18 protein-coding genes and 2 riboswitches are annotated in these 18033 nt (G+C 70.6%); of the genes, 5 read left to right on the top strand and 13 right to left on the bottom strand.

Annotation, left to right across the window (positions count from 1 at the left end; all coding sequences use genetic code 11):
• The 7 genes from QM595_RS15100 to QM595_RS15070 form a co-directional block, all read right to left on the bottom strand.
• The coding region (locus QM595_RS15100) for a DUF222 domain-containing protein (RefSeq protein ID WP_415172396.1) at nt 1–979 on the bottom strand (979 nt) is incomplete at its 3' end.
• A gap of 217 nt (nt 980–1196) precedes the next feature.
• Nucleotides 1197–2552: a prenyltransferase/squalene oxidase repeat-containing protein gene (locus tag QM595_RS15095; RefSeq protein ID WP_415172395.1), complete on the bottom strand. Its 1356-nt coding sequence runs from the start codon at nt 2550–2552 to the stop codon at nt 1197–1199.
• A gap of 9 nt (nt 2553–2561) precedes the next feature.
• Complete coding sequence (locus QM595_RS15090; RefSeq protein ID WP_415172394.1) at nt 2562–3389, bottom strand: ECF transporter S component; 828 nt, start codon at nt 3387–3389, stop codon at nt 2562–2564.
• Between the two features lie 61 nt (nt 3390–3450).
• Complete coding sequence (locus QM595_RS15085) at nt 3451–5070, bottom strand: ABC transporter ATP-binding protein (protein ID WP_415172393.1); 1620 nt, start codon at nt 5068–5070, stop codon at nt 3451–3453.
• Entirely contained in the window at nt 5067–6230 is a 1164-nt protein-coding gene (locus QM595_RS15080) for a CbiQ family ECF transporter T component (protein ID WP_415172392.1), read from the bottom strand. The genes QM595_RS15085 and QM595_RS15080 overlap by 4 nt, the downstream gene beginning before the upstream one ends.
• On the bottom strand, nt 6227–7210 hold the full coding sequence (locus tag QM595_RS15075; RefSeq protein ID WP_415172391.1) for a hypothetical protein: 984 nt from the start codon (nt 7208–7210) through the stop codon (nt 6227–6229). Before QM595_RS15075 ends, QM595_RS15080 begins: the two co-directional genes overlap by 4 nt.
• A gap of 104 nt (nt 7211–7314) precedes the next feature.
• Nucleotides 7315–7448, bottom strand: a riboswitch (cobalamin riboswitch).
• A 169-nt stretch (nt 7449–7617) separates the two neighbouring features.
• Nucleotides 7618–7866, bottom strand: coding sequence for a hypothetical protein (locus QM595_RS15070; RefSeq protein ID WP_415172390.1), 249 nt, complete (start codon nt 7864–7866; stop codon nt 7618–7620).
• A gap of 357 nt (nt 7867–8223) precedes the next feature.
• Between QM595_RS15070 and QM595_RS15065 the strand changes: the two genes are divergently transcribed.
• Nucleotides 8224–9399: an ATP-binding protein gene (locus QM595_RS15065; RefSeq protein WP_415172389.1), complete on the top strand. Its 1176-nt coding sequence runs from the start codon at nt 8224–8226 to the stop codon at nt 9397–9399.
• Here QM595_RS15065 and QM595_RS15060 read toward each other — a convergent pair.
• Together QM595_RS15060 and QM595_RS15055 are read right to left on the bottom strand one after the other, a co-directional pair.
• Nucleotides 9371–9601 (bottom strand): hypothetical protein, encoded by a 231-nt coding sequence (locus QM595_RS15060; RefSeq protein ID WP_415172388.1) that lies wholly within the window; start codon nt 9599–9601, stop codon nt 9371–9373. The genes QM595_RS15065 and QM595_RS15060 overlap by 29 nt on opposite strands.
• A gap of 15 nt (nt 9602–9616) precedes the next feature.
• Nucleotides 9617–10507 (bottom strand): cobalamin-binding protein, encoded by an 891-nt coding sequence (locus QM595_RS15055; RefSeq protein ID WP_415172387.1) that lies wholly within the window; start codon nt 10505–10507, stop codon nt 9617–9619.
• Between the two features lie 67 nt (nt 10508–10574).
• A riboswitch (cobalamin riboswitch) is annotated at nt 10575–10728 on the top strand.
• A gap of 128 nt (nt 10729–10856) precedes the next feature.
• On the opposite strand from QM595_RS15055, the gene QM595_RS15050 reads away from it, so the two are divergent.
• The 3 genes from QM595_RS15050 to QM595_RS15040 are packed head-to-tail and all read left to right on the top strand — an operon-like array spanning nt 10857 to nt 14886.
• On the top strand, nt 10857–13463 hold the full coding sequence (locus QM595_RS15050) for a ribonucleoside-diphosphate reductase subunit alpha (RefSeq protein WP_415172386.1): 2607 nt from the start codon (nt 10857–10859) through the stop codon (nt 13461–13463).
• A complete protein-coding gene (locus tag QM595_RS15045; RefSeq protein WP_415172397.1) occupies nt 13463–14446 on the top strand; it encodes a ribonucleotide-diphosphate reductase subunit beta in 984 nt (327 codons plus the stop codon). The genes QM595_RS15050 and QM595_RS15045 overlap by 1 nt, the downstream gene beginning before the upstream one ends.
• Entirely contained in the window at nt 14446–14886 is a 441-nt protein-coding gene (locus tag QM595_RS15040) for a hypothetical protein (RefSeq protein ID WP_415172385.1), read from the top strand. The genes QM595_RS15045 and QM595_RS15040 overlap by 1 nt, the downstream gene beginning before the upstream one ends.
• Before the next feature lie 120 nt (nt 14887–15006).
• Here QM595_RS15040 and QM595_RS15035 read toward each other — a convergent pair whose 3' ends face one another.
• From QM595_RS15035 to QM595_RS15020, 4 genes are read right to left on the bottom strand one after another with little or no spacing between them, the layout of a single operon-like run.
• The gene (locus QM595_RS15035) at nt 15007–15414 is read right to left on the bottom strand and encodes a hypothetical protein (protein ID WP_415172398.1); all 408 of its coding nucleotides are present in this window, start codon (nt 15412–15414) and stop codon (nt 15007–15009) included.
• Nucleotides 15332–15595, bottom strand: a complete 264-nt coding sequence (locus QM595_RS15030; protein ID WP_415172384.1) for an AAA family ATPase — start codon at nt 15593–15595, stop codon at nt 15332–15334. The genes QM595_RS15035 and QM595_RS15030 overlap by 83 nt, the downstream gene beginning before the upstream one ends.
• A gap of 39 nt (nt 15596–15634) precedes the next feature.
• The gene (locus tag QM595_RS15025) at nt 15635–16969 is read right to left on the bottom strand and encodes an FAD-dependent oxidoreductase (RefSeq protein ID WP_415172383.1); all 1335 of its coding nucleotides are present in this window, start codon (nt 16967–16969) and stop codon (nt 15635–15637) included.
• Entirely contained in the window at nt 16903–17478 is a 576-nt protein-coding gene (locus QM595_RS15020; RefSeq protein ID WP_415172382.1) for a helix-turn-helix transcriptional regulator, read from the bottom strand. Before QM595_RS15020 ends, QM595_RS15025 begins: the two co-directional genes overlap by 67 nt.
• Nucleotides 17479–17526: 48 nt before the next feature.
• Here QM595_RS15020 and QM595_RS15015 point away from each other — a divergent pair, with 48 nt between their 5' ends.
• Entirely contained in the window at nt 17527–17859 is a 333-nt protein-coding gene (locus QM595_RS15015; RefSeq protein ID WP_415172381.1) for a hypothetical protein, read from the top strand.
• Nucleotides 17860–18033 lie beyond the last annotated feature (174 nt).

The following is an 18033-nucleotide window of genomic DNA, read 5'->3' as shown; positions in this document are numbered from 1 at the left end:
CCGTGACCTGGCTGTGGGTGCACCAGGTGTGGAGGCGGTCGATGGTGACCATGCCCAGGTGCTGGCCGGTCAGGGAGTGCACGATCGCGTGGGTCTCGCCCTCGGCCACCCGCACTCGGAGGTCCACGCGACGTGGCTGGACGTGCACCGTCGACCCGCTGCCGGTGTCCGTGCTGGTCTGGCTGCTGTCAGTGCGGGCGAAGCCGACCTCACCACGCGCGAGCATCCCCAACGCCCGGGCCCGGCGCACCGCCTTGGCCTCGGCCAGGCCGTCGCAGGCGGCCAACTGGTCGGCGATCTCATCCAACACACTGTCCAAGTCGTGGGCGTCGGTGGTGTCCAGGACCGCCTCGACCCGTGTGGTCGCGGCGCGGCCGGTGGGGTTGCGGACCAGTTCGACACGGCGCTCGGCCAGATCCCCGGCCTCGTCCTCGACCAACTGCTCCGGGTCGAACCGGGCCTTGGCCTCCTCGATCAGCCGATCCAGGGTAGTAGTCCCTACTCGGTCGACCCGGCTCGCGATGTGGACGTCGACCCAGGCGGCTGCCTCACGCGGCAGCGTCATGGTGGCCTCGGCGACGCGACGGGCCCGCCACCCGTCGACCTGCCCGGCCTTGACTCGTGCCCAGGTGCGGGGGAGGCGGTGGACCAGCTCCACGGCCTGGGCCAGGAACACCCGCCCCGACGAGGTCGACCGACCAGTCGCCGCCGCGAACTCCACCACCGCGAACTCGGTCACATAGGCGCAGCCGTCACCACCGAGCAGCATCTCACCCTCACCACCCGGCACCCCATCAAGCAACGAGGCGGCCCGGGTCCAGTCGTCGACCTCGTGAAAGGAGGCATACTTCGCGGCCGCCGCGATCTGCAACGCCTCCTCAGCCCGCACCCGGGATTGAGAAGAACGAAAGACCTCGAGCACGGCCAGACCATCATCGGCCGCGTCGAAAGCGGCAGCGTCTGGAAAGGTCGAAGTCATAACAACCAAGATATCGACCACCACCGACACTTCTCGGCCCGCGAGACGAATTCCGACACGAGTCAGGGATATTTTTCCCGGTTTCGTCAGCCCGAGTTGCGCCTGGTCTTGACCGCCTTGGCCGAGGTGTAGTCGCCGGTGCCGGCGCTGTTCACCGCGGCCAGCATCCGGTTCCGTCGCGCCATGACTCCCACCCCGCCAGTCTCTCCCATGCGGGCTATCGCTTGACCTTGCCGCCCTTGGCCTTCACGACCGTGACATAGGGGCTGTAGCCGGTCAGCGCGACCGTCACTCTCACCGCGATCCGCTTGCCGCGCAGCTTCTCGGTCAGCTTCAAGGTGCGCTTGGCGGACTTCTTGGCCGGCTTGATCGGCTTGCCGCCGGCCAGCCACTGGTAGGTCACCGTCGCGCCCTGCGGGATGCTGACCATCACCTTGAGCACCTTGCCGACCTTCGCCTTGCCCTTGACGACGGGCGCCTTGGCCAGGGTCAGGACGGGGAGTGCGGAGGACGCGGTGTCGGCAGCACCGGTCGTCGGAGCGGTGTCGGTGCTGGTGTCCGTGCCGGTGACGTCATCGAGCAGCGTGCCGAACGAGGTGCCGACATATCCGCCGAGCGCCTGGGTCGTCGCGCGTACGTCGGAGCCCGACTGGCTCGGCGAGACCGGGACGCCGCCGTCGGCATCCTGCAGGGAGACCAGGTAGTCGCGGCCGGCGCTGACCTGGTCGGCGTACGTCGCCTCCTCCAGGCTCATCGCCTGGATCGCCAGGCCGGTGGAGTTCGTCGAGCCCGGCACATAGGTGGTGTCGAAGCTGCCGTCGGCGTTCTGCTGGCCGGCGATCCAGGCGAGGCCCTGGGCGACCGCCTGCCGGGCGGCGTCGCTGTCGACCAGATCGAGCGCCATCACCGCCATCGCGGTGGAGTCCACGTCCGCGTCGCCGCTGGAGGGGAGCAGGCTCGGCCACGCCCCCGAGGCCTGCTGCAGCGACGACAGGTAGTCGACCGGGGCGGCCGCGGCCTCGGTCTCGCCGGCCCGGAGCTGGGCGATCACCCCGAGCGCCTGGCTGAACGTCGAGCTGCCGTAGGAGTAGGCGCCGGCGGCCGCACACGAGTCGCCCGCCGCGGTGCAGACCAGTGCGTCGAGCGCGGCGATGAGGTCCTGGTCGCCGAAGCTGCGCGGGTCGTGTCCGGTGGCCTCGGCCAGCAGCGCCACCTTCGCCACCGCGCCGCCGGAGGTGTACTCGGCGTACTCGGTGCCGAGGTAGGTGTAGTCGCTGCTGTTGGCGGCGACGTAGTCGGTGATCGCGGCCAGGGTCTCGTCACGCCCACCGACCGCCGCGAGCGCCAAGGCGCCGTCGATGGTCAGCCCGTAGTCGGCCGAGCCGGGCACGAACGGCTCGTAGTGGGTCCCGTCGACGAGGTTCGCCGGGGAGACGAGGTACGTCGCCGCGTCGGTGACGAACGACGTGGCGTCGGCCGCCGCCCGGTCGATGCCGACCGTCGAGACGAGACCGAGGACAGCGGTGGCGAGGCCGGCACAGATCGCCGTCGCGCGGCGAGAGGTCGAGACCATGGTTTCTCCTTAGGGTGTGGGGCGGTCCAGTCCGCCCTGGTCGAAGCGGACGTCGGGCTGGAAGTTCGCCTTGCGGGCGGCGCGGCGGAAGGTGACCAGCACCGCCGGCGCCACCAGCAGCAGGCAGATGAAGTTGGTGACCGCGCGGCCGGTGTCCCAGCCGAGGCTGGTGGTGACGTAGAAGACCAGGTAGCGGTGCAGCTGCTCGGTGAAGCCCGCTCCCGGCTGGTAGGCGATGCTGCTGGTCGGGTCGAGGCTGAACGGCCAGAACGACAGGTTGAGCATGAGGCCGAAGAAGTAGCCGGCCACCGCGCCGTACGTCGCGAGCATGGCGACCTCGACCGCGCCCCGGCAGCGAGGCAGCAGGCCGGCGAACAGGCCCACCCAGGCGCAGCCGAACATCTGGTAGGGCATCCACGGCCCGACACCGCCGGTGATGAGCGCGGAGGCGAACAGCGAGGTGCAGCCCAGCGCGAAGCCGAAGCCGGCGCCGAAGACCCGGCCGGCGAGCACCAGCACGAAGAAGACCGTCTCGATGCCGGCGGTGCCCGCCCCGAGCGGGCGCAGCGCGGCGTTGACCGCCGAGAGCACGCCCAGCATGGCGAGCGCCTTGGCGTCGATGCCGCCGTCGGCGATCTCGGCGAAGACCACGGCCAGCACCAGCACCAGCAGCAGCCCGAACATCAGCGGCGGCGTGTAGCTGGAGCCGAACTTGCCGGGCGCGACCACGAACGGCCACAGGAAGGCGACGAAGCCGAGGAAGGACGCCATCGCTACGGTGATGGTCGTGCGGGCGCGCAGCCGGATCGCGACGGTACGACGGTCGTGCCGGGTCACGGCGCTGCCCCTCGCTTCGCTCGTGGTCGCCGTGGTGCTGGCGGTTCGCTCGCAAGCTCGCTCACGGCGCACCCGCCAGCGCCCGTGCCACCTGGGCGACGGTGAGATAGGGCAGCGGGGCCAGGATCTTGGCCGGCTGCGGGGCGAACGCCGGCGAGGCGACGATGACCTCGGCGGTCGGCCCGTCGGCGACGATCTCGCCCTGGGCCATCACCACGACCCGGTCGGCGGAGGCGGCCACGAACTCCACGTCGTGGCTGCACACCACCACCGCATGTCCGGCCGCCGCGAGCTTGTCCAGGATCGCCGTCAGCGCCCGCTTCGCGGGGTAGTCCAGGCCGCGGGTGGGCTCGTCGAGCAGCAGCACCGGTGGCGCGGCGCGCAGCTGGATGGCGAGCACCAGCGCCAGCCGCTGCCCCTCGGACAGGTCGCGCGGATGCAGGCCGAGGTCGATGCCGGGGGCCAGGTCGTCGAGCAGGTCTCGCGCCGACGGCGAGCCCGGGTCGTCCGCTACTTCCGCGTCGGCCTGGGCGAGCTCGGCGGCCACGCTGTCCAGGTAGAGCAGGTCGGCGGAGGACTGCGGCACCAGCCCGACCAGCGTCCGGGCGACCTGCGGCGAGACCTTGGCCGGGTCGGTGCCGGTCACCTCCACCGTGCCGGCCTGCCGGGTGCCCGAGCCCTGCAGCGCCCACAGCAGCGAGGACTTGCCCGAGCCGTTGCGGCCCATCAGCGCGGTGACCCGGCCGGCCGCCAGCGACAGGTCCACCTCCCGCACCGCCACCGTGTCGCCGTACCTCACGACGATGCCGCGGGCGCGCAGGGCCGTCGAGGAGTCGCCGTACGCCGGCCGGGCGGGTGGCACCGGCAGCGGGGTCAGCCGCTCCCGCAGCGGCCCGACCTGCCGCCGGGCGTCGCGCACCGACAGCGGCAGCGGCGACCAGCCGGCCAGCCGGCCGAGCTCGACCACTGGTGGCGCGACAGCGGTCTCGGCCAGCACCGTGGCCGGGTCACCGTCGACGACGCGGCCGTCGCCGGCGAGGTAGAGCACCCGATCGGCGTACTGCACCACCCGCTCCAGCCGGTGCTCGGCCAGCACCACGGTCAGGCCGAGGTCGTGGACCAGCCGGGTGATCGCGGCGAGCACCTCCTCTGCGGCGGTGGGGTCGAGTGCGGAGGTCGGCTCGTCGAGCACCAGCACCCGGGGATGCGCGGTGAGCACCGCGCCGATGGCGACGCGCTGCTGCTGGCCACCGGAGAGCTCGTACAGCGGCCGGTCCCGCAGGTCGGCCAGGCCGAGCAGGTCCAGGGTCTCCTCGACCCGCTTGCGCATCACCGCAGGGGGTACGGCGAGCTGCTCCATGCCGTAGGCCAGCTCCTCCTCCACCGTGTCGGTGACGAAGCCCGCTAGCGGGTCCTGGCTGACCACGCCGACCAGGTCGGCAAGCTCGCGCGGCGGATGGTGGGCGGTGTCGCGGCCGGCGACGGTGATCCGCCCGGCCAGGGTGCCGCCGGAGAAGTGCGGGACCAGGCCGTTGATCGCGCCCAGCAGGGTCGACTTGCCGGCGCCGGTGCGGCCGACCACCAGACACAGCTCGCCCTCGGCCAGGGTGAGGTCGACGTCGAGGAGGACCGGCCGGGTCGCGTCGGAGTAGGTGATGGAGACGTGCTCGAAGTCGATCATGCGGGCACCTTCGTATCAGGCTTCGCCGGGGCTCCGGCACGCTGGTCGCGCTGGTGCAGCGGCCGCACCGGTGGCGGTGCCGCCACGCCGGGCAGGGCGGCGATGAGCACCGCCAGGGTCGGCAGCAGCGGCAGCGTCGGCCAGCGCAGCGGGTAGAAGGAGGGGTTGAGGTCGGCGGCGGAGTATTGCGAGGAGAGGAACATCAGCACCGCGCTCAGCACGCCCGCGCCGGCCACGATCCACTCCGGGGCGCGCCAGGGGTCGGGTCGGTAGCTGGTCCGGCTCACCCGCCGGCCGCCCAGCGCCATCCCGCCACAGCACAGCGCGGCCCCGGCCACGAACGCCGGCAGTCCCAGCAGTTTCGGAGCGGTGCCGTCGAGCAGGCCGTAGGCGCCGGCGCACAGGCCGACCATGCCGGCCAGCATCAGCACCGCGGTGATCCGCCGGCTGGCGGTGGTGGCCCGGCCCACCCGGCCGTAGCCGCGGGAGTCCATCGCCGCCGCGAGCCGCAGCGACCGCTCGAAGGCGTCCTCGAGGACCGGGATCGCGATGGCACGCAGGGCCCGGAACCCCTTGGTCCGGCCGGCCCGCAGCCGGCGGGCGCGGCGTACCCGCTGCACCGACTCGATCAGCTGCGGCGCCACCGAGATGGACACTACGACGGCGACGCCGAGCTCGTAGAGCGCCCCGGGGAGCACCCGCAGCGCCCGCTTCGGGTTGGCCAGCGCGTTGGCGGCGCCGATGCAGCACAGCAGCGTCCCGAGCCGCAGCCCGTCGGCGGCGGCGGACAGCGTCGCCTCCAGCGAGACCGGTCCGCCGATCTGGATGCCGGCGTACCAGTCCGGCGTCGGGATCCGGGGCAGGTGGAAGAGGATGTGGTCGGTCGGGGTGATGCCGGAGGCGAAGACGGTCCGAAAGATCACCCGGATCGCGATCACGATCAGGGCCAGCATCAGGAAGTACTTGAAGCCACGCGCCCAGGGCGCCTCGGTACGACGCCGGCTGATCACGAAGCCGAGCACGGTCAGGGTGAGCACCAGCAGCAGCGGGTTGGTGGTGCGGCTCGCCGCGGTGGCCAGGGCGAGCGCCCACAGCCACCAGGCGATCGGGTGGAGCGTGCGCGGCACCCGACGGGCGTCGCCGAGCCTGGCCGTGCTCACCGAGCGCGGTGTCGCCACCGGGTCCAGCTGGTGCCGCCGGCCACGGCCACTACGACCACGCCGACGAGGATCAGCGGCAGCGGAGAGCCGGTTGAGGAGGAGGCGGCGGTGGGCTCCGTCGGGTCGTCCTCGACGTCGGTGATGACCGGCGCGCTGGAGCCGGCCGAGGGCGTGGTGCTCTCGGTCGGCGTCGACGCTGACGGCGTCGGCGAGTCAGAGGCGGCGGGCGACTCGGTGGGCGACTCGCTCGGTGTCGCTGACGTCGTCGCCGTGGCGCTGGTCGAGGCTGCGGTCGACTCGCTCGTCGGACTCGCGGTGGCTGTCTTGGTTCGCTTGCTCTTCTTGGCCGACTTGGTCGTCGGGCTCGTGGTCCCCGAGCCCGACGACCCGGAGGTCGCGGAGGCGGTCGAGGCCGCGGACTGGCTCGTAGCGGACGAGCTCTGCGCGGTGCCGATGCCCGCGCGCGCCTGGTCGGGGGTGAAGGAGGGTCCGCCGCTGCTGCCGGTGGTGTTGGTGGCCCCGAACACCCAGGCGTCGACGCTGCCGGCCGCGGGCTTGTAGGACATCGCGCCGAGTTGGCTATAGCTCCACGTGCTCTGGCCCGCGTTGGCGTGCCAGTAGGACCAGTACGCCGTGGCGGGTGGAGTGAGGACGCAGGCCTCTTCGTCCGAGGTGGGGTAGCCGGAGATCCGGCAGATGAAGGCCGGGCCGTCGTGTTGGGTGCCCTCGGTCGTGAAGCCGGCCTCGTGCAGCGCTTCGTAGCCGGTGGTCGGGGTCGTGTCGCAGCCGCGCTTGATGCCCTCGCCCCACTGGGAGAAGTCCACGACCACGACGACGCCGGAGGTCGAGGTGCAGGAGCTGACCGGATCGGCTGCGGCGCGCGGCGCGGGCATCGCAGCGAGCAGCCCGTTCGCCGTCAGCAAGGCCCCGGCGACGAGGCCGGCCAACCGCCGTACCGCGCCTGACTCCTGCTGCTTCACGAGGCCGCTCCGATCCTGCTCTCTGCGTTGTTCGCGAACATCGAGCAGGAACGACAGGCGCCGAGACGACGACCGGGCTCCGTCTCGCAGTCCACGACGAGACTGGTGCCAGTTGCCCCCGTGGCCGGTTCTCCGACTTGTCGACGTCTTGCGACGGACTCACGGTTGCGGGTCAGCGCCGGAATCTCACCGGCTTCCCCGCCACAAGGGATCTGAGACCATGCGAGCCGAACCTTCCGGCCGCCTCGGCAGCCTAGTCGGCGCCCGGATCGAGTGTCCACTCGGCGGGTGCCCAGACATCTCCCGAATCGGGGTCTGGGCCGCCGAGGTGCGAAAAGGGCGGGAGAATCGCGCCCCAGCAGGTCCGCTGAGGCGGGATTCTCCCGCCCTTTCTCAGCGGGAGTCGCTCACCAGGGGGTGGGCTGGTCGATCGTCTCGAGCGTGCCCTCCTTGGCCAGCAGGTAGCACTCCTGCGCCGAGGTCTCGCCGAAGTCGATCAAGCGGCCGCCCTGGCCCTGTTCCTGGACCCAGCAGTGCCCGTAGCGATAGACGGGCAGATAGGTCCGCGCTTGCGCCGGCGTTGCCGCGATCAGCGTGGTCAGTACGGTCGCGCCGCTGAGCACAGCGGCGACGGCGAGGCGACGCTTCATCTCCATGATTCTCCTGCCAATGCTGGTTCGGCCGTCGAGTCAGCCGAGTTGACGTCCGGGACGCTAGCAGTGGTGCCCGGCCAGTGTCACGAGTCCGGCCCGGAGCCTGTCGCTGGTGGGCGGCGGGCGATCCTGGGAAGCGCCGGCCAGTAGGACAGTGCCGGGCGAGGGCGTTGGGGATGCTGCCGGTTCGCCACCGACACCCTCCGCGAGCAGGTCATCGAGACCGCCCGAAGATGCGCCTTCCCCTACTGCGAGCGCGCCGCCGGGGCCTGCAGCGGGAATGGCCACGTCTATAAGACGCTATAACAGTGCTTAGCGTGCTATAACTGCTATACGGTGATGGCACAGGAGGTCTGGTCCATGGCGGATCGTGAGGTCAACCCCTACCGGCCTGGCTTCAACCAGGCCCCCGCCGTCCTGGCCGGACGCGTCGACGTCCTCGACGGCGCCAACGAAGCGCTGGAGATCGCCGCCTTCGACGGCCGCACCCCTCGGCCGTTGGTCTTGGTCGGCCCTCGTGGCCTGGGCAAGACCGTCACCCTTCAGGAGATCGCCAGTCACGCCGCAGCGCGGCTCTCGTGGCCGACGGTGCACGTCGAGGCTACGACCGGTGCCAGCCTGCTCGATGAGCTCACCGCGCGCCTGCTCCAGGCCGAGCGGCTGCTGACCGGACAGACCCCGAGGACAATGCAGCGGCGCCGAGCACGTGTCTCTGGCGGGAAGCTGGAGGCCAAGGCATTCGGCGTCGGCGGGTCCGTGGAGCTCGAGGCGGTCACGGCCGGCGACGTCGACCTGGCTCAGGCCCTGCGACAGGCGGTCGAGGCTGCCCTGGCCCGACAGGCGGGCCTGGTGATCACCCTCGACGAGCTCCAGAGCGCCACGCCGGGGGACCTCAACGTCCTGGGCGCGGTCCTGCAGGAGTGCGTCCCTGAGGGCTGGCCGCTGGTCGTGGCGATCGCCGCGCTGCCGGCGCTGCGCAACAACCGTGGACCGAGACGGCTACCGACCTACCTCGAGCGCGCCGAGTGGCACGAGCTGGAGGCGCTGGCCGACGAGGAGGCCCGGCAGGCACTGGTCGAACCCGCCCGACAGGCCGGGCGGCCGATGACCGCAAAGGCGGCCGAGCGGCTGCTCGACGTGGCCGGCGGCTACCCCTACGCGATCCAGGTGGCCGGACACTTCGCCTGGCGGGCCTCCCACGGCGCCGACCAGATCAGCGTGGCTCACGCCCGGGCCGCGGTGCCACGGATCGAGAAGGACCTGACCCAGCTGTTCAAGGGTCGCTGGGACGATGCCAGCCCTCGCGAGCGGGAGTACCTGCGGGCGCTGGCCGTCGTCGCCCGGGAGCGGGCTCAGGGACCCACCGGCGGTGAGGTCGCGGCCGAGCTCGGCGAGATCGTCACGGCGGTCTCCTACCTGCGTGACCGGCTGTTGAAGAAGGGCACCATCTACCGCGATGCCGCCGGCCGGCTGCACTTCATCACCCCGGGCATGGGCGCATGGATACTCACCACCCTCGACGAGGGCTCCAGCTGATGACGGTGGGCCGCGGTGGGACGCCGGCGTCGGCGAGCTGCCGGGTGGTGAACAGCTCCGAGCGCCCGAACTCCGTCATGTTGGCGAGGATCGGTACGTCGACGGCCCGGGCGAACCGCTCGAACTCGGCCAGGTCTCGGCGCTGGGGCTGATCGGGGCGATCGTCGACAGCACCTGGCCCGCCGCGGCTAGCGCGGCTCATCAGGCCGGCTCCTCGCTATGACGCCTCCCGTAGCGACCTCGCGGAGGCGGCCGGTGGCGGGCCGACCGCCTCCGGGTGAAGGATGGCGGCCAGGGCCTCGATGCCGTCCACCAGTCGAGGCCCTGGCCGGGTGAACGCCGCGTTGGCGTCCACCGCCCAGACGGGCACGTCGGGCAGGTGGGGGAGCGCGGCCCGGGCCAGCTCGGCGGAGTCGTCGAGCCCGTAGCCGCACGGGGCGCACACCACGACGTCGGGCCGGGTCGCCCGAACCAGGTCCCAGGTGACCCGGCCCGACCTGCCGCCGGCGACGCCGAGCACCGGCTCGCCGCCGGCAAGGGTGACCATCTCCGGGAGCCAGTGGCCCGGGGAGTACGGCGGATCGGTCCACTCCAGCAGCGCCACCCGCGGCCGGGGCAGCGCGGCGACCCGCTCGGTGACGGCCCGCAGCCGGGCCTGCAGCCCCGCGACCAGTCGCCGAGCGCTCTCCGGGCGGCCGGTACGGCGGCCCAGGTCGAGGACCGCGTCGAGCACCTCCCCGACGGTGTGCGGGTCGACCGTGGCGACCTCGGCCCGGCAGCCCAGGAACGCCAGCGCATCGTCGACGGCCTCGACGTCGATCGCGCACGCCGCGCACAGGTCCTGGGTCACCACCAGGTCCGCGTCCAGCTCGCCCAGCGCCCCGGCGTCGAGGTGATAGAGGTCCTCGCCGGCGGCGATCGCCTTGGCGACGTACGCATCGATGTCGGCCGGCGAGAGGCCCTCGGGCATGGTCGAGGTCGACACCACCCGGCGCTCCCGCGCCTCGGCCGGGGTGTCGCACTCGAAGGTCACCCCCACCACGTCCTCGCCCGCGCCGATGGCGAACAGGATCTCGGTGGTCGAGGGCAGCAGCGACACGATCCGCACCCATCCAGTCTCCCACCTCGCGAGAAACACAACATCTAGGTAGTTACATCCCTGTCATTCCCCGTATATAGTGGTCCGCGCAGCTGGTTCCACCGCGTCATCCAGGCGTGGGGAGGCAACAGGGAAGCCGGTGAGACTCCGGGACTGCCCCGCAACGGTGAGTGCTCGTCTCCACGAGCAGAGCACGAAGTCCGACACCTGCCAGCGCCTCGCCGCCATCGGCGAGGGTCCGCGACCTCGAGGGACGGTCAGGGGATCGTGAGCGACAGTCCCGCTCGCTCTCCTCCCGCCTCTCTGGTCACCGCGGAAGCACTTCACAGGTATGGCTTCACGAGGGGTGGACGCGCTGATGAGCACGCAGGATCTGACAGGGCAGGACCAGGCAGGGACCGAGGACACGGGGATCACGGTCGTCAAGCGCGACGGCACCCGGGTCCCGTACGACGGCTACGAGATCGCCCGCTCCATCGAGGAGGCGGCTGCGGGTCTCGACGACGAGGTCGCTCGTGCGACCCAGCTCCGCTCCGAGCTGGAGATCACCCTCTTCGACGGCATCACCAGCGAGCAGCTCGACGAGGCGGTCGTCCAGGTCGCGCTGCAGAACGTCAAGGACGACCCGGCCTACGACACCATCGCCTCCCGGCTGCTGGTCAAGAGCTTCTACAAGGCCATCTTCGGCGAGGGCGTCACCCGCGACGAGGTCTATGCCTTCCACGGCGAGGCGTTCGTCGCCTTCATCCAGCGCGGCATCGAGCTCGGCCTGCTCGACACCCGGCTGGCCGACTTCGACCTGCAGCGGCTCGGCGCCGCCCTCGACCCCGACCGCGACGACCTGCTCCGCTATATCGGCGTGCAGACGATGCGCACCCGCTACATGATCTCCGCCCCCGACCGGCGGCCGATGGAGATGCCGCAGTTCTTCTGGATGCGGGTCGCGATGGGGCTGGCGCTCAACGAGGAGGACAAGGACGCGGCGGCGATCTCCTTCTACGACAAGATGTCGAAGCTGGAATACCTCGCCGCCGGCTCCACGCTGGTCAACGCCGGCACGTCGTACGCCCAGCTCTCCAACTGCTTCGTGATGCAGATGGAGGACGAGATCGAGCACATCGCCAAGTCTGTCCGCGACGTGATGTGGCTGACCAAGGGCACCGGCGGCATCGGCCTCTCGGTCACCAAGCTGCGCTCCGAGGGCTCGCCGATCCACTCCAACAACACCGTCTCGACGGGCCCGATCCCGTTCATGCACACCATCGACTCCACGCTGCGCGCGGTCAGCCGGGGCGGCAAGAAGTTCGGCGCGCTCTGCTTCTACATGGAGAACTGGCACCTGGACTTCCCGCAGTTCCTCGACCTGCGGCAGAACTCCGGCGACCCCTACCGTCGTACCCGCACCGCCAACACCGCGGTCTGGATCTCGGATGAGTTCATGAAGCGGGTCGAGGCCGACCAGCCGTGGTACCTCTTCGACCCGGCCGAGGTGCCCGACCTCGTCGAGCTCACCGGGCGCGCCTTCTCCCAGCGCTACCGGGAGTACGTCGCCATGGCCGAGGCCGGCCAGCTGCGCCACAAGAAGCTCGGCGCCCGCGAGCAGTTCAAGGCGATCCTCACCTCGCTGCAGTCGACCTCGCACCCGTGGCTGACGTGGAAGGACACCATCAACACCCGGGCGCTCAACGACAACACCGGCACCATCCACCTCTCCAACCTCTGCACCGAGATCACCCTGCCGCAAGACCGCGACAACGTCTCGGTCTGCAACCTGGCCTCGATCAACCTCTCCCGGCATGTCACCGGCCGCCGTCGCGGTGCTGGTGGAAGCGGGGCGAAGGTCGACTGGGACCTGCTCGCCGAGTCGACCCGGCTCGCGGTGCGCCAGCTCGACAACCTCATCGACATCACCATCTCCTCGGTGCCCGAGTCGGAGCACTCCAACGAGCTCAACCGCGCGCTCGGCCTGGGCGTGATGGGCTTCACCGACATCGTGGAGCGGTTCGGCTACTCCTATGAGTCCGGCGAGGCCTACGAGCTGATCGACCAGATCATGGAGTTCGTCTCCTGGCACGCCATCGACGCCTCCGCCGACCTGGCCCGCGAGCGCGGCGCCTACCCCAACTTCGAGGGCTCCAAGTGGAGCAGGGGCCTGGTGCCGGTCGACACCCTCAACCTGCTGGAGAAGGACCGCGGCGTGCCGGTCGCCGTCGACCGCACCGAGCGGCTCGACTGGGACACGCTGCGCGCCAAGGTCGCCGGCGGGATGCGCAACTCCACGCTGATGGCGATCGCGCCGACCGCCTCCATCGGCCTGGTCGCCGGCACCACCCCGGGCCTGGACCCGCAGTTCAGCCAGATCTTCAGCCGTACGACGAGCTCGGGGAAGTTCCTCGAGGTCAACCGCAACCTGGTCGAGGACCTGCGCGCCGCCGGGCTCTGGGAGGAGATCCGCGAGGAGCTGCTGCGCCACCAGGGCGACCTGTCCAAGGTCTCCGGTGTCCCCGAGGATCTGGTTGCGATCTACCAGACCTCCTTCCAGCTCTCCGGCCGTGCCTACCTCGAAGTCGCCGCCCGGGCACAGAAGTGGATCGACCAGGCGATCAGCCGCAATATCTACCTCGCCGACCGCAGCGTGTCGAACATGCTCGACCTCTACACCGACGCCTGGCGGATGGGCGTCAAGACGACCTACTACCTCCACATGATGCCCAGGCATACCGCCGAGCAGAGCACGGTCAAGGTCAACAAGGCCGAGGCGATCGCCTCCGGCTCCGAGCGGCGCGGTTTCGGTGCCGCGGCGACCCCCGCGGTCGCCGCCGCACCGGCCGGTCGTGGGTTCGGCGTGGTGGCCGCCGTACCCCCTCCGGTGGTTCCGGACGAGGTGCAGGAGCTGGAGGTCGTGTCAGGAGCCGAGTGCCCGATCGACCCGCAGGAGCGGCTGCAGTGCGAGTCGTGCCAGTGATGGGCGGCATTCTCGGCACGGGCATCGAGGAGGGCCTGCTGCTCAAGCCGGTCACCTACCAGTGGGCGATGGACCTCTACGACCAGGCGGTCGCCAACACCTGGTTTCCCAACGAGGTGCAGCTCGGCGAGGACCTGGCCGACTTCGAGCGGATGAGCCCCGACGAGCGGGCGGCGCTGACGTTCCTGATGAGCTACTTCAACCCCAACGAGCTGCTCGTCAACAAGGCGCTGGCCTTCGGCGTCTACCCCTACGTCAACGCGGCGGAGTGCCACCTCTACCTCGCCAAGCAGATGTGGGAGGAGGCCAACCACTGCATGAGCTTCGAATACGTGCTGGAGACCTTCCCGATCGACCGCGAGGCGGCCTACGCCTCCCACGTCACGGTGCCGTCGATGGCCGCCAAGGAGGAGTTCGAGGTCCGCTTCATCAAGCGGATGACCGAGCAGACCCTCGACATCACCACGGTGGCGGGCAAGCAGGACTTCGTCCGCAACCTGATCGCCTACAACGTGATCCTGGAGGGCATCTGGTTCTACTCCGGTTTCATGGTGGCGCTGAGCTTCCGGCAGCGGAACCTGCTGCGCAACTTCGGCTCGCTGATCGACTGGATCGTCCGCGACGAGTCGCTGCACCTGAAGTTCGGCATCAACCTGGTGCTCACCGTGCTGGAGGAGAACCCCGAGATCGCTACGCCGGAGTTCGCCGGCGAGATCAAGCAGATGATCCTCGACGCGGTGGAGATGGAGGAGGCCTACAACCGGGACCTGCTCCCCAAGGGCATCCTCGGGCTCAACGCCGACTACATCAACACCTACGTCAAGTACCTCGCCGACCGTCGGCTCGACGAGCTCGGCTTCGGGGTCCACTACGGCGTCGCCAACCCGGCGAAGTGGATGGCGGCGGCCAACGACACCCTGGAGCTGGTCAACTTCTTCGAGTCGATCAACACCTCCTACGAGGTCAACGCCAAGCAGGCCTGATGTCCTGCCTCGGCTTCCTGAGCCCACAGCAGCGGGCCGCGCTGGCGGCGTCGTCCCGTGACGACGCCGCCGGGGCGCCGCTGTCGTCGTTTGCCTCGCCGCCGGCGACGGTGGGCAAGCTGCGCCGGCTGCGGGCGCTGGCGACCTCGTCGGACCCGACCATCCGGGAGAGCGCCGCGCTCGCCTATCTCGCCCCGCCGGACGTGCTGCACCGGCTGGCCAGCGACCCGGTCGCTTCGGTCCGTTGCTGCGTCGCCCGCAACGACCACGCCACGCCCTCGCTGCTGCGCCGACTGGCCGCCGACCCCGATCCGCAGGTGCGCGGCTGGGTGGCGGCCAACCCGGCCGTGCCAGCTGATGTCCACGAACGGCTCGCCGGCGACGCCGACCCGACCGTCCGCGCGGTCCTCGCCTGGGCGGACGGGTGGTCGAGCCGATGAGCCGAGTCGGCAGAAGTGCTGGTCAAAATCGCGCCGAGTCGGCAGAAGTGCAGGGCGAGAACACGCCGAGTCGGCAGAAGTGCAGGCCCGCCACTCACACTTCTGCCGACTCGGCACTTCTCACACCAGCACTTCTGCCGACTCGGCGATGGGCGACGTACCGACCGGCGTCGACGTCGTCAATCCATGGGCCGAAGCCGGCGTAGCAACTCGGTGAGGCCGAGCACGGGGAAGCGCGGCGATGAGGCTCTCGACGGCGAAGGATTCGTAGCTGGGCCCGGCCACAGGATGTCCGAGCACGTCGTCCAGCGTGGTGAGGTCGAGCAGGGTGTGGATCAGGCCGCCGCTGGTGTGAGCCAGCATGGTCCACAGTCGGTGCAGCGTCTCGGCCGGAATGCGGGGCGCGAACATCGGCACGTCCCGCTCCAGGTAGCTGCGGATGAGGTCAGCCCGCCATTGTGAGGAGACGGCATCGGTCGAGGCGAGGAGACTCTCCGGATAGCCCGCGCAAGTAGGCGTCGGCGTCATTGAGGCGACGCCGATCCGCGGGCCGCTCCAGATCGAGGTAGGTCGCCCCGGCCGGCCACTCGTCGGCCAACTCTCGAGCCAGCGTCGTCTTCCCGACCTGACGTGGCCCGAGAAGCGTCACGGCGGCGTTGGTCAGCAGTCGCTCGCGGAGAGTCGCTCCCAGTCGCCGTGGCACGTCCATGCGTGCAGATTTAACAGCAGGCGTTAAATCTGCACGCTCTCAGGAGCGGGAAATGCGGATCATCTCGTCGCGGGGGACGACCTTGATCCGCTCGCGGCCGTGCGGCTCGCCCAGCGCGATCTCGTGGGCCTCCAGCTTGCCCCAGCCCTCCTCGGTGGTGAACTCCACGCCCCGGGCGGCGAGGTGCTCGGCGAGCGCGCCGGGCGCCTCCGGCTCGGGCAGGGAGTCGATGTCGGTGAGCAGCCGGTCGATGGTCTCCTTGGCGTCGGACTTGGTGTGTCCGATGAGGCCGACCGGGCCGCGCTTGATCCAGCCGGTGACGTAGAGGCCGGGGATCTGCTCGCCGTCGTCGAGGACACGGCCGCCGTCGTTGGGGATGACGCCGCGGTCGTCGTCGAAGGGCACGTCGGGCAGCGCCTCGGAGAGGTAGCCGATGGCGCGGTAGACCGACTGCACCGGGGTGTCGACGAACTCGCCGGTGCCGGTGACCTTGCCCGTCCCGTCGTACGCCGTCCGCTCGGTGCGGATGGCGACGACCTTGCCGTCCTCGCCGAGGATCTCGACGGGGTTGTGCATCATGTGGATGACGATCTGGTGGGGCGCGCCGGTGGGCTCGGCCTCGAGGTACTTCAGCAGGGTGTCGACGACCAGCTTGGTCGCCTTGTGCGCCGAGATAGCCGACTGGCCGGCGTCGTCGATCTCGAAGCCCTCGGCCTCCACGACCACGTCGACGCTGGGTGAGTGCGACAGCTCGCGCAACTCCATCGGGGAGAACTTGATGTGCGCCGGGCCGCGCCGGGCGAAGACGTGGATCGTCGTGGCCTGGTTCTTCGCGAGGCCCTGGTAGACGTTGTCGGCGATCTCGGTGACCAGCTGCTCCTCGGCCGGCTTGGCCAGCATCCGGGCCACGTCGAGGGCGACATTGCCGGCGCCGAGCACCGCCACCTCGGTGGCCTCTAGCGGCCAGTCCCGCGGTACGTCGGGGTGGCCGGCGTACCAGGAGACGAAGTCGGCGGCGCCGTAGGAGCCGTCGAGGTCGATGCCGGGGATGTTCAGCGCCCGGTCGGCCATTGCGCCGGTGGAGAAGATGACCGCGTCGTAGAACCTCTTGAGGTCGTCGAGCTTGAGGTCGGTGCCGTAGTCGACATTGCCGAAGAACCGGATCCGGTCGTTGTCGAGCACCCGGCGCAGCGCCTTGATGATCTCCTTGATCCGCGGGTGGTCGGGCGCGACCCCATAGCGCACCAGCCCGTAGGGCGCGGGAAGACGCTCGATGACGTCGACAAGAGCACCCTCGTGCTCGCGGGTCAGGATGTCAGCGGCGTAGATGCCGGCGGGACCTCCGCCGACGACGGCCACACGAATGGGACGCAAGACAGAACCTCCATGGGAATCAATAGACAAGCGTAATGAGTCCCCGGAGTGACGCCGGCGAGAGTTGTCTCACGTCGCGGACGGTCCGGCCGGAGTGGTCGGCCAACCCGATCGGGTGCAGCGTCCGGCTGGTCGGGCCGGCCGAGCCAGCAGAGGTGTACGTCGCCCGCACCCGCCGGCGCCGGGTGGTCGCCTCGCGCAGCACCGGCAGCAACGGCACGTCCTCGGCGGGCGAGAGCCAGCGACGCCGGTCGGAGTGGACCACCGCGCCCAGCGCCCCGGCATCGGCCACCGCGAGCGGCGGCGCGGGTGGTGAAGTCCTCCAACAGCACGCAGCCGCCGCCCCGGCCCTGCTCGGTGTAGACCGGCACCCCCGCCGCCGAGAGCGCCTCCATGTCGCGCAGCACGGTGCGCTCGCTGACCTCCAGCTCCGCGGCGAGCCTGGCCGCGGTGATCCGCCGGTGCCGCTGCAGCAGCGCGAGCAGGCGGAGCAGACGGTCAGCGCGCATGACACCAGCATCTCAAGGAAACCTGACAAGAGATGTCAGGTTCAGGCGATGGACTGGTGCTCCACGACAACCGTCGATCCCCGCCCGCTGCTGGCCCACGCGCTGGACCAGACCGAGGCACTCGTCACCGGCATCTTGCCCGACCAGCGCGGGCTGCCCACCCCGTGCCAGGAGTACGGCGTGGCGATGCTCGTCGCCCACCTCCAGGCCGTCGTCCAGCGGATCGGCGCGGTGCTCGCCGGCCGGCCGTTCTTCTCGGTCCCCCGCGAGCCCGGCCCGGCCGGGACGATCCTGGCCCATCTGCGGTCTCGGGTCACCGCCGATGACGACAACGCCGGTCGAGACGTGCTCGACTGGAGGTTCGTCGGCCTGCTCGCCTGAGACGGGGCGACGACACCGCGCTCTCAGTCCGCCCCGAGCCGGGCGATCCGGCGCTCCAGGTGACGCTGCTCGGCGGGGTTGGTCGCCAGGCCCCGGGCCCGGTGTAGAGCCAGGCCGCCGGGTTGGTCCCTGAAATGACCCAGTGCGGTGGATCCGAGTCAACTGATGACTCGG

The sequence above is a fragment of the Nocardioides sp. genome (assembly GCF_047607185.1).
In the GTDB taxonomy this organism is placed as follows: domain Bacteria; phylum Actinomycetota; class Actinomycetes; order Propionibacteriales; family Nocardioidaceae; genus Nocardioides.
The sequence above is the reverse complement of the archived record's forward strand: the minus strand, read 5'-3'. Positions and strand labels throughout refer to the sequence as shown.

Excerpts from the sequence above, each read along its gene's own strand:
- QM595_RS15035 (WP_415172398.1), bottom strand. The coding sequence starts at position 15,414 with ATGACGCCGACGCCTACTTGCGCGGGCTATCCGGAGAGTCTCCTCGCC.
- QM595_RS15020 (WP_415172382.1), bottom strand. The coding sequence starts at position 17,478 with ATGCGCGCTGACCGTCTGCTCCGCCTGCTCGCGCTGCTGCAGCGGCAC.
- QM595_RS15085 (WP_415172393.1), bottom strand. The coding sequence starts at position 5,070 with ATGATCGACTTCGAGCACGTCTCCATCACCTACTCCGACGCGACCCGG.
- QM595_RS15015 (WP_415172381.1), top strand. The coding sequence starts at position 17,527 with ATGGACTGGTGCTCCACGACAACCGTCGATCCCCGCCCGCTGCTGGCC.
- QM595_RS15095 (WP_415172395.1), bottom strand. The coding sequence starts at position 2,552 with ATGGTCTCGACCTCTCGCCGCGCGACGGCGATCTGTGCCGGCCTCGCC.
- QM595_RS15060 (WP_415172388.1), bottom strand. The coding sequence starts at position 9,601 with ATGAGCCGCGCTAGCCGCGGCGGGCCAGGTGCTGTCGACGATCGCCCC.
- QM595_RS15030 (WP_415172384.1), bottom strand. The coding sequence starts at position 15,595 with ATGGACGTGCCACGGCGACTGGGAGCGACTCTCCGCGAGCGACTGCTG.
- QM595_RS15050 (WP_415172386.1), top strand. The coding sequence starts at position 10,857 with ATGAGCACGCAGGATCTGACAGGGCAGGACCAGGCAGGGACCGAGGAC.
- QM595_RS15045 (WP_415172397.1), top strand. The coding sequence starts at position 13,463 with ATGGGCGGCATTCTCGGCACGGGCATCGAGGAGGGCCTGCTGCTCAAG.
- QM595_RS15040 (WP_415172385.1), top strand. The coding sequence starts at position 14,446 with ATGTCCTGCCTCGGCTTCCTGAGCCCACAGCAGCGGGCCGCGCTGGCG.
- QM595_RS15065 (WP_415172389.1), top strand. The coding sequence starts at position 8,224 with ATGGCGGATCGTGAGGTCAACCCCTACCGGCCTGGCTTCAACCAGGCC.
- QM595_RS15070 (WP_415172390.1), bottom strand. The coding sequence starts at position 7,866 with ATGGAGATGAAGCGTCGCCTCGCCGTCGCCGCTGTGCTCAGCGGCGCG.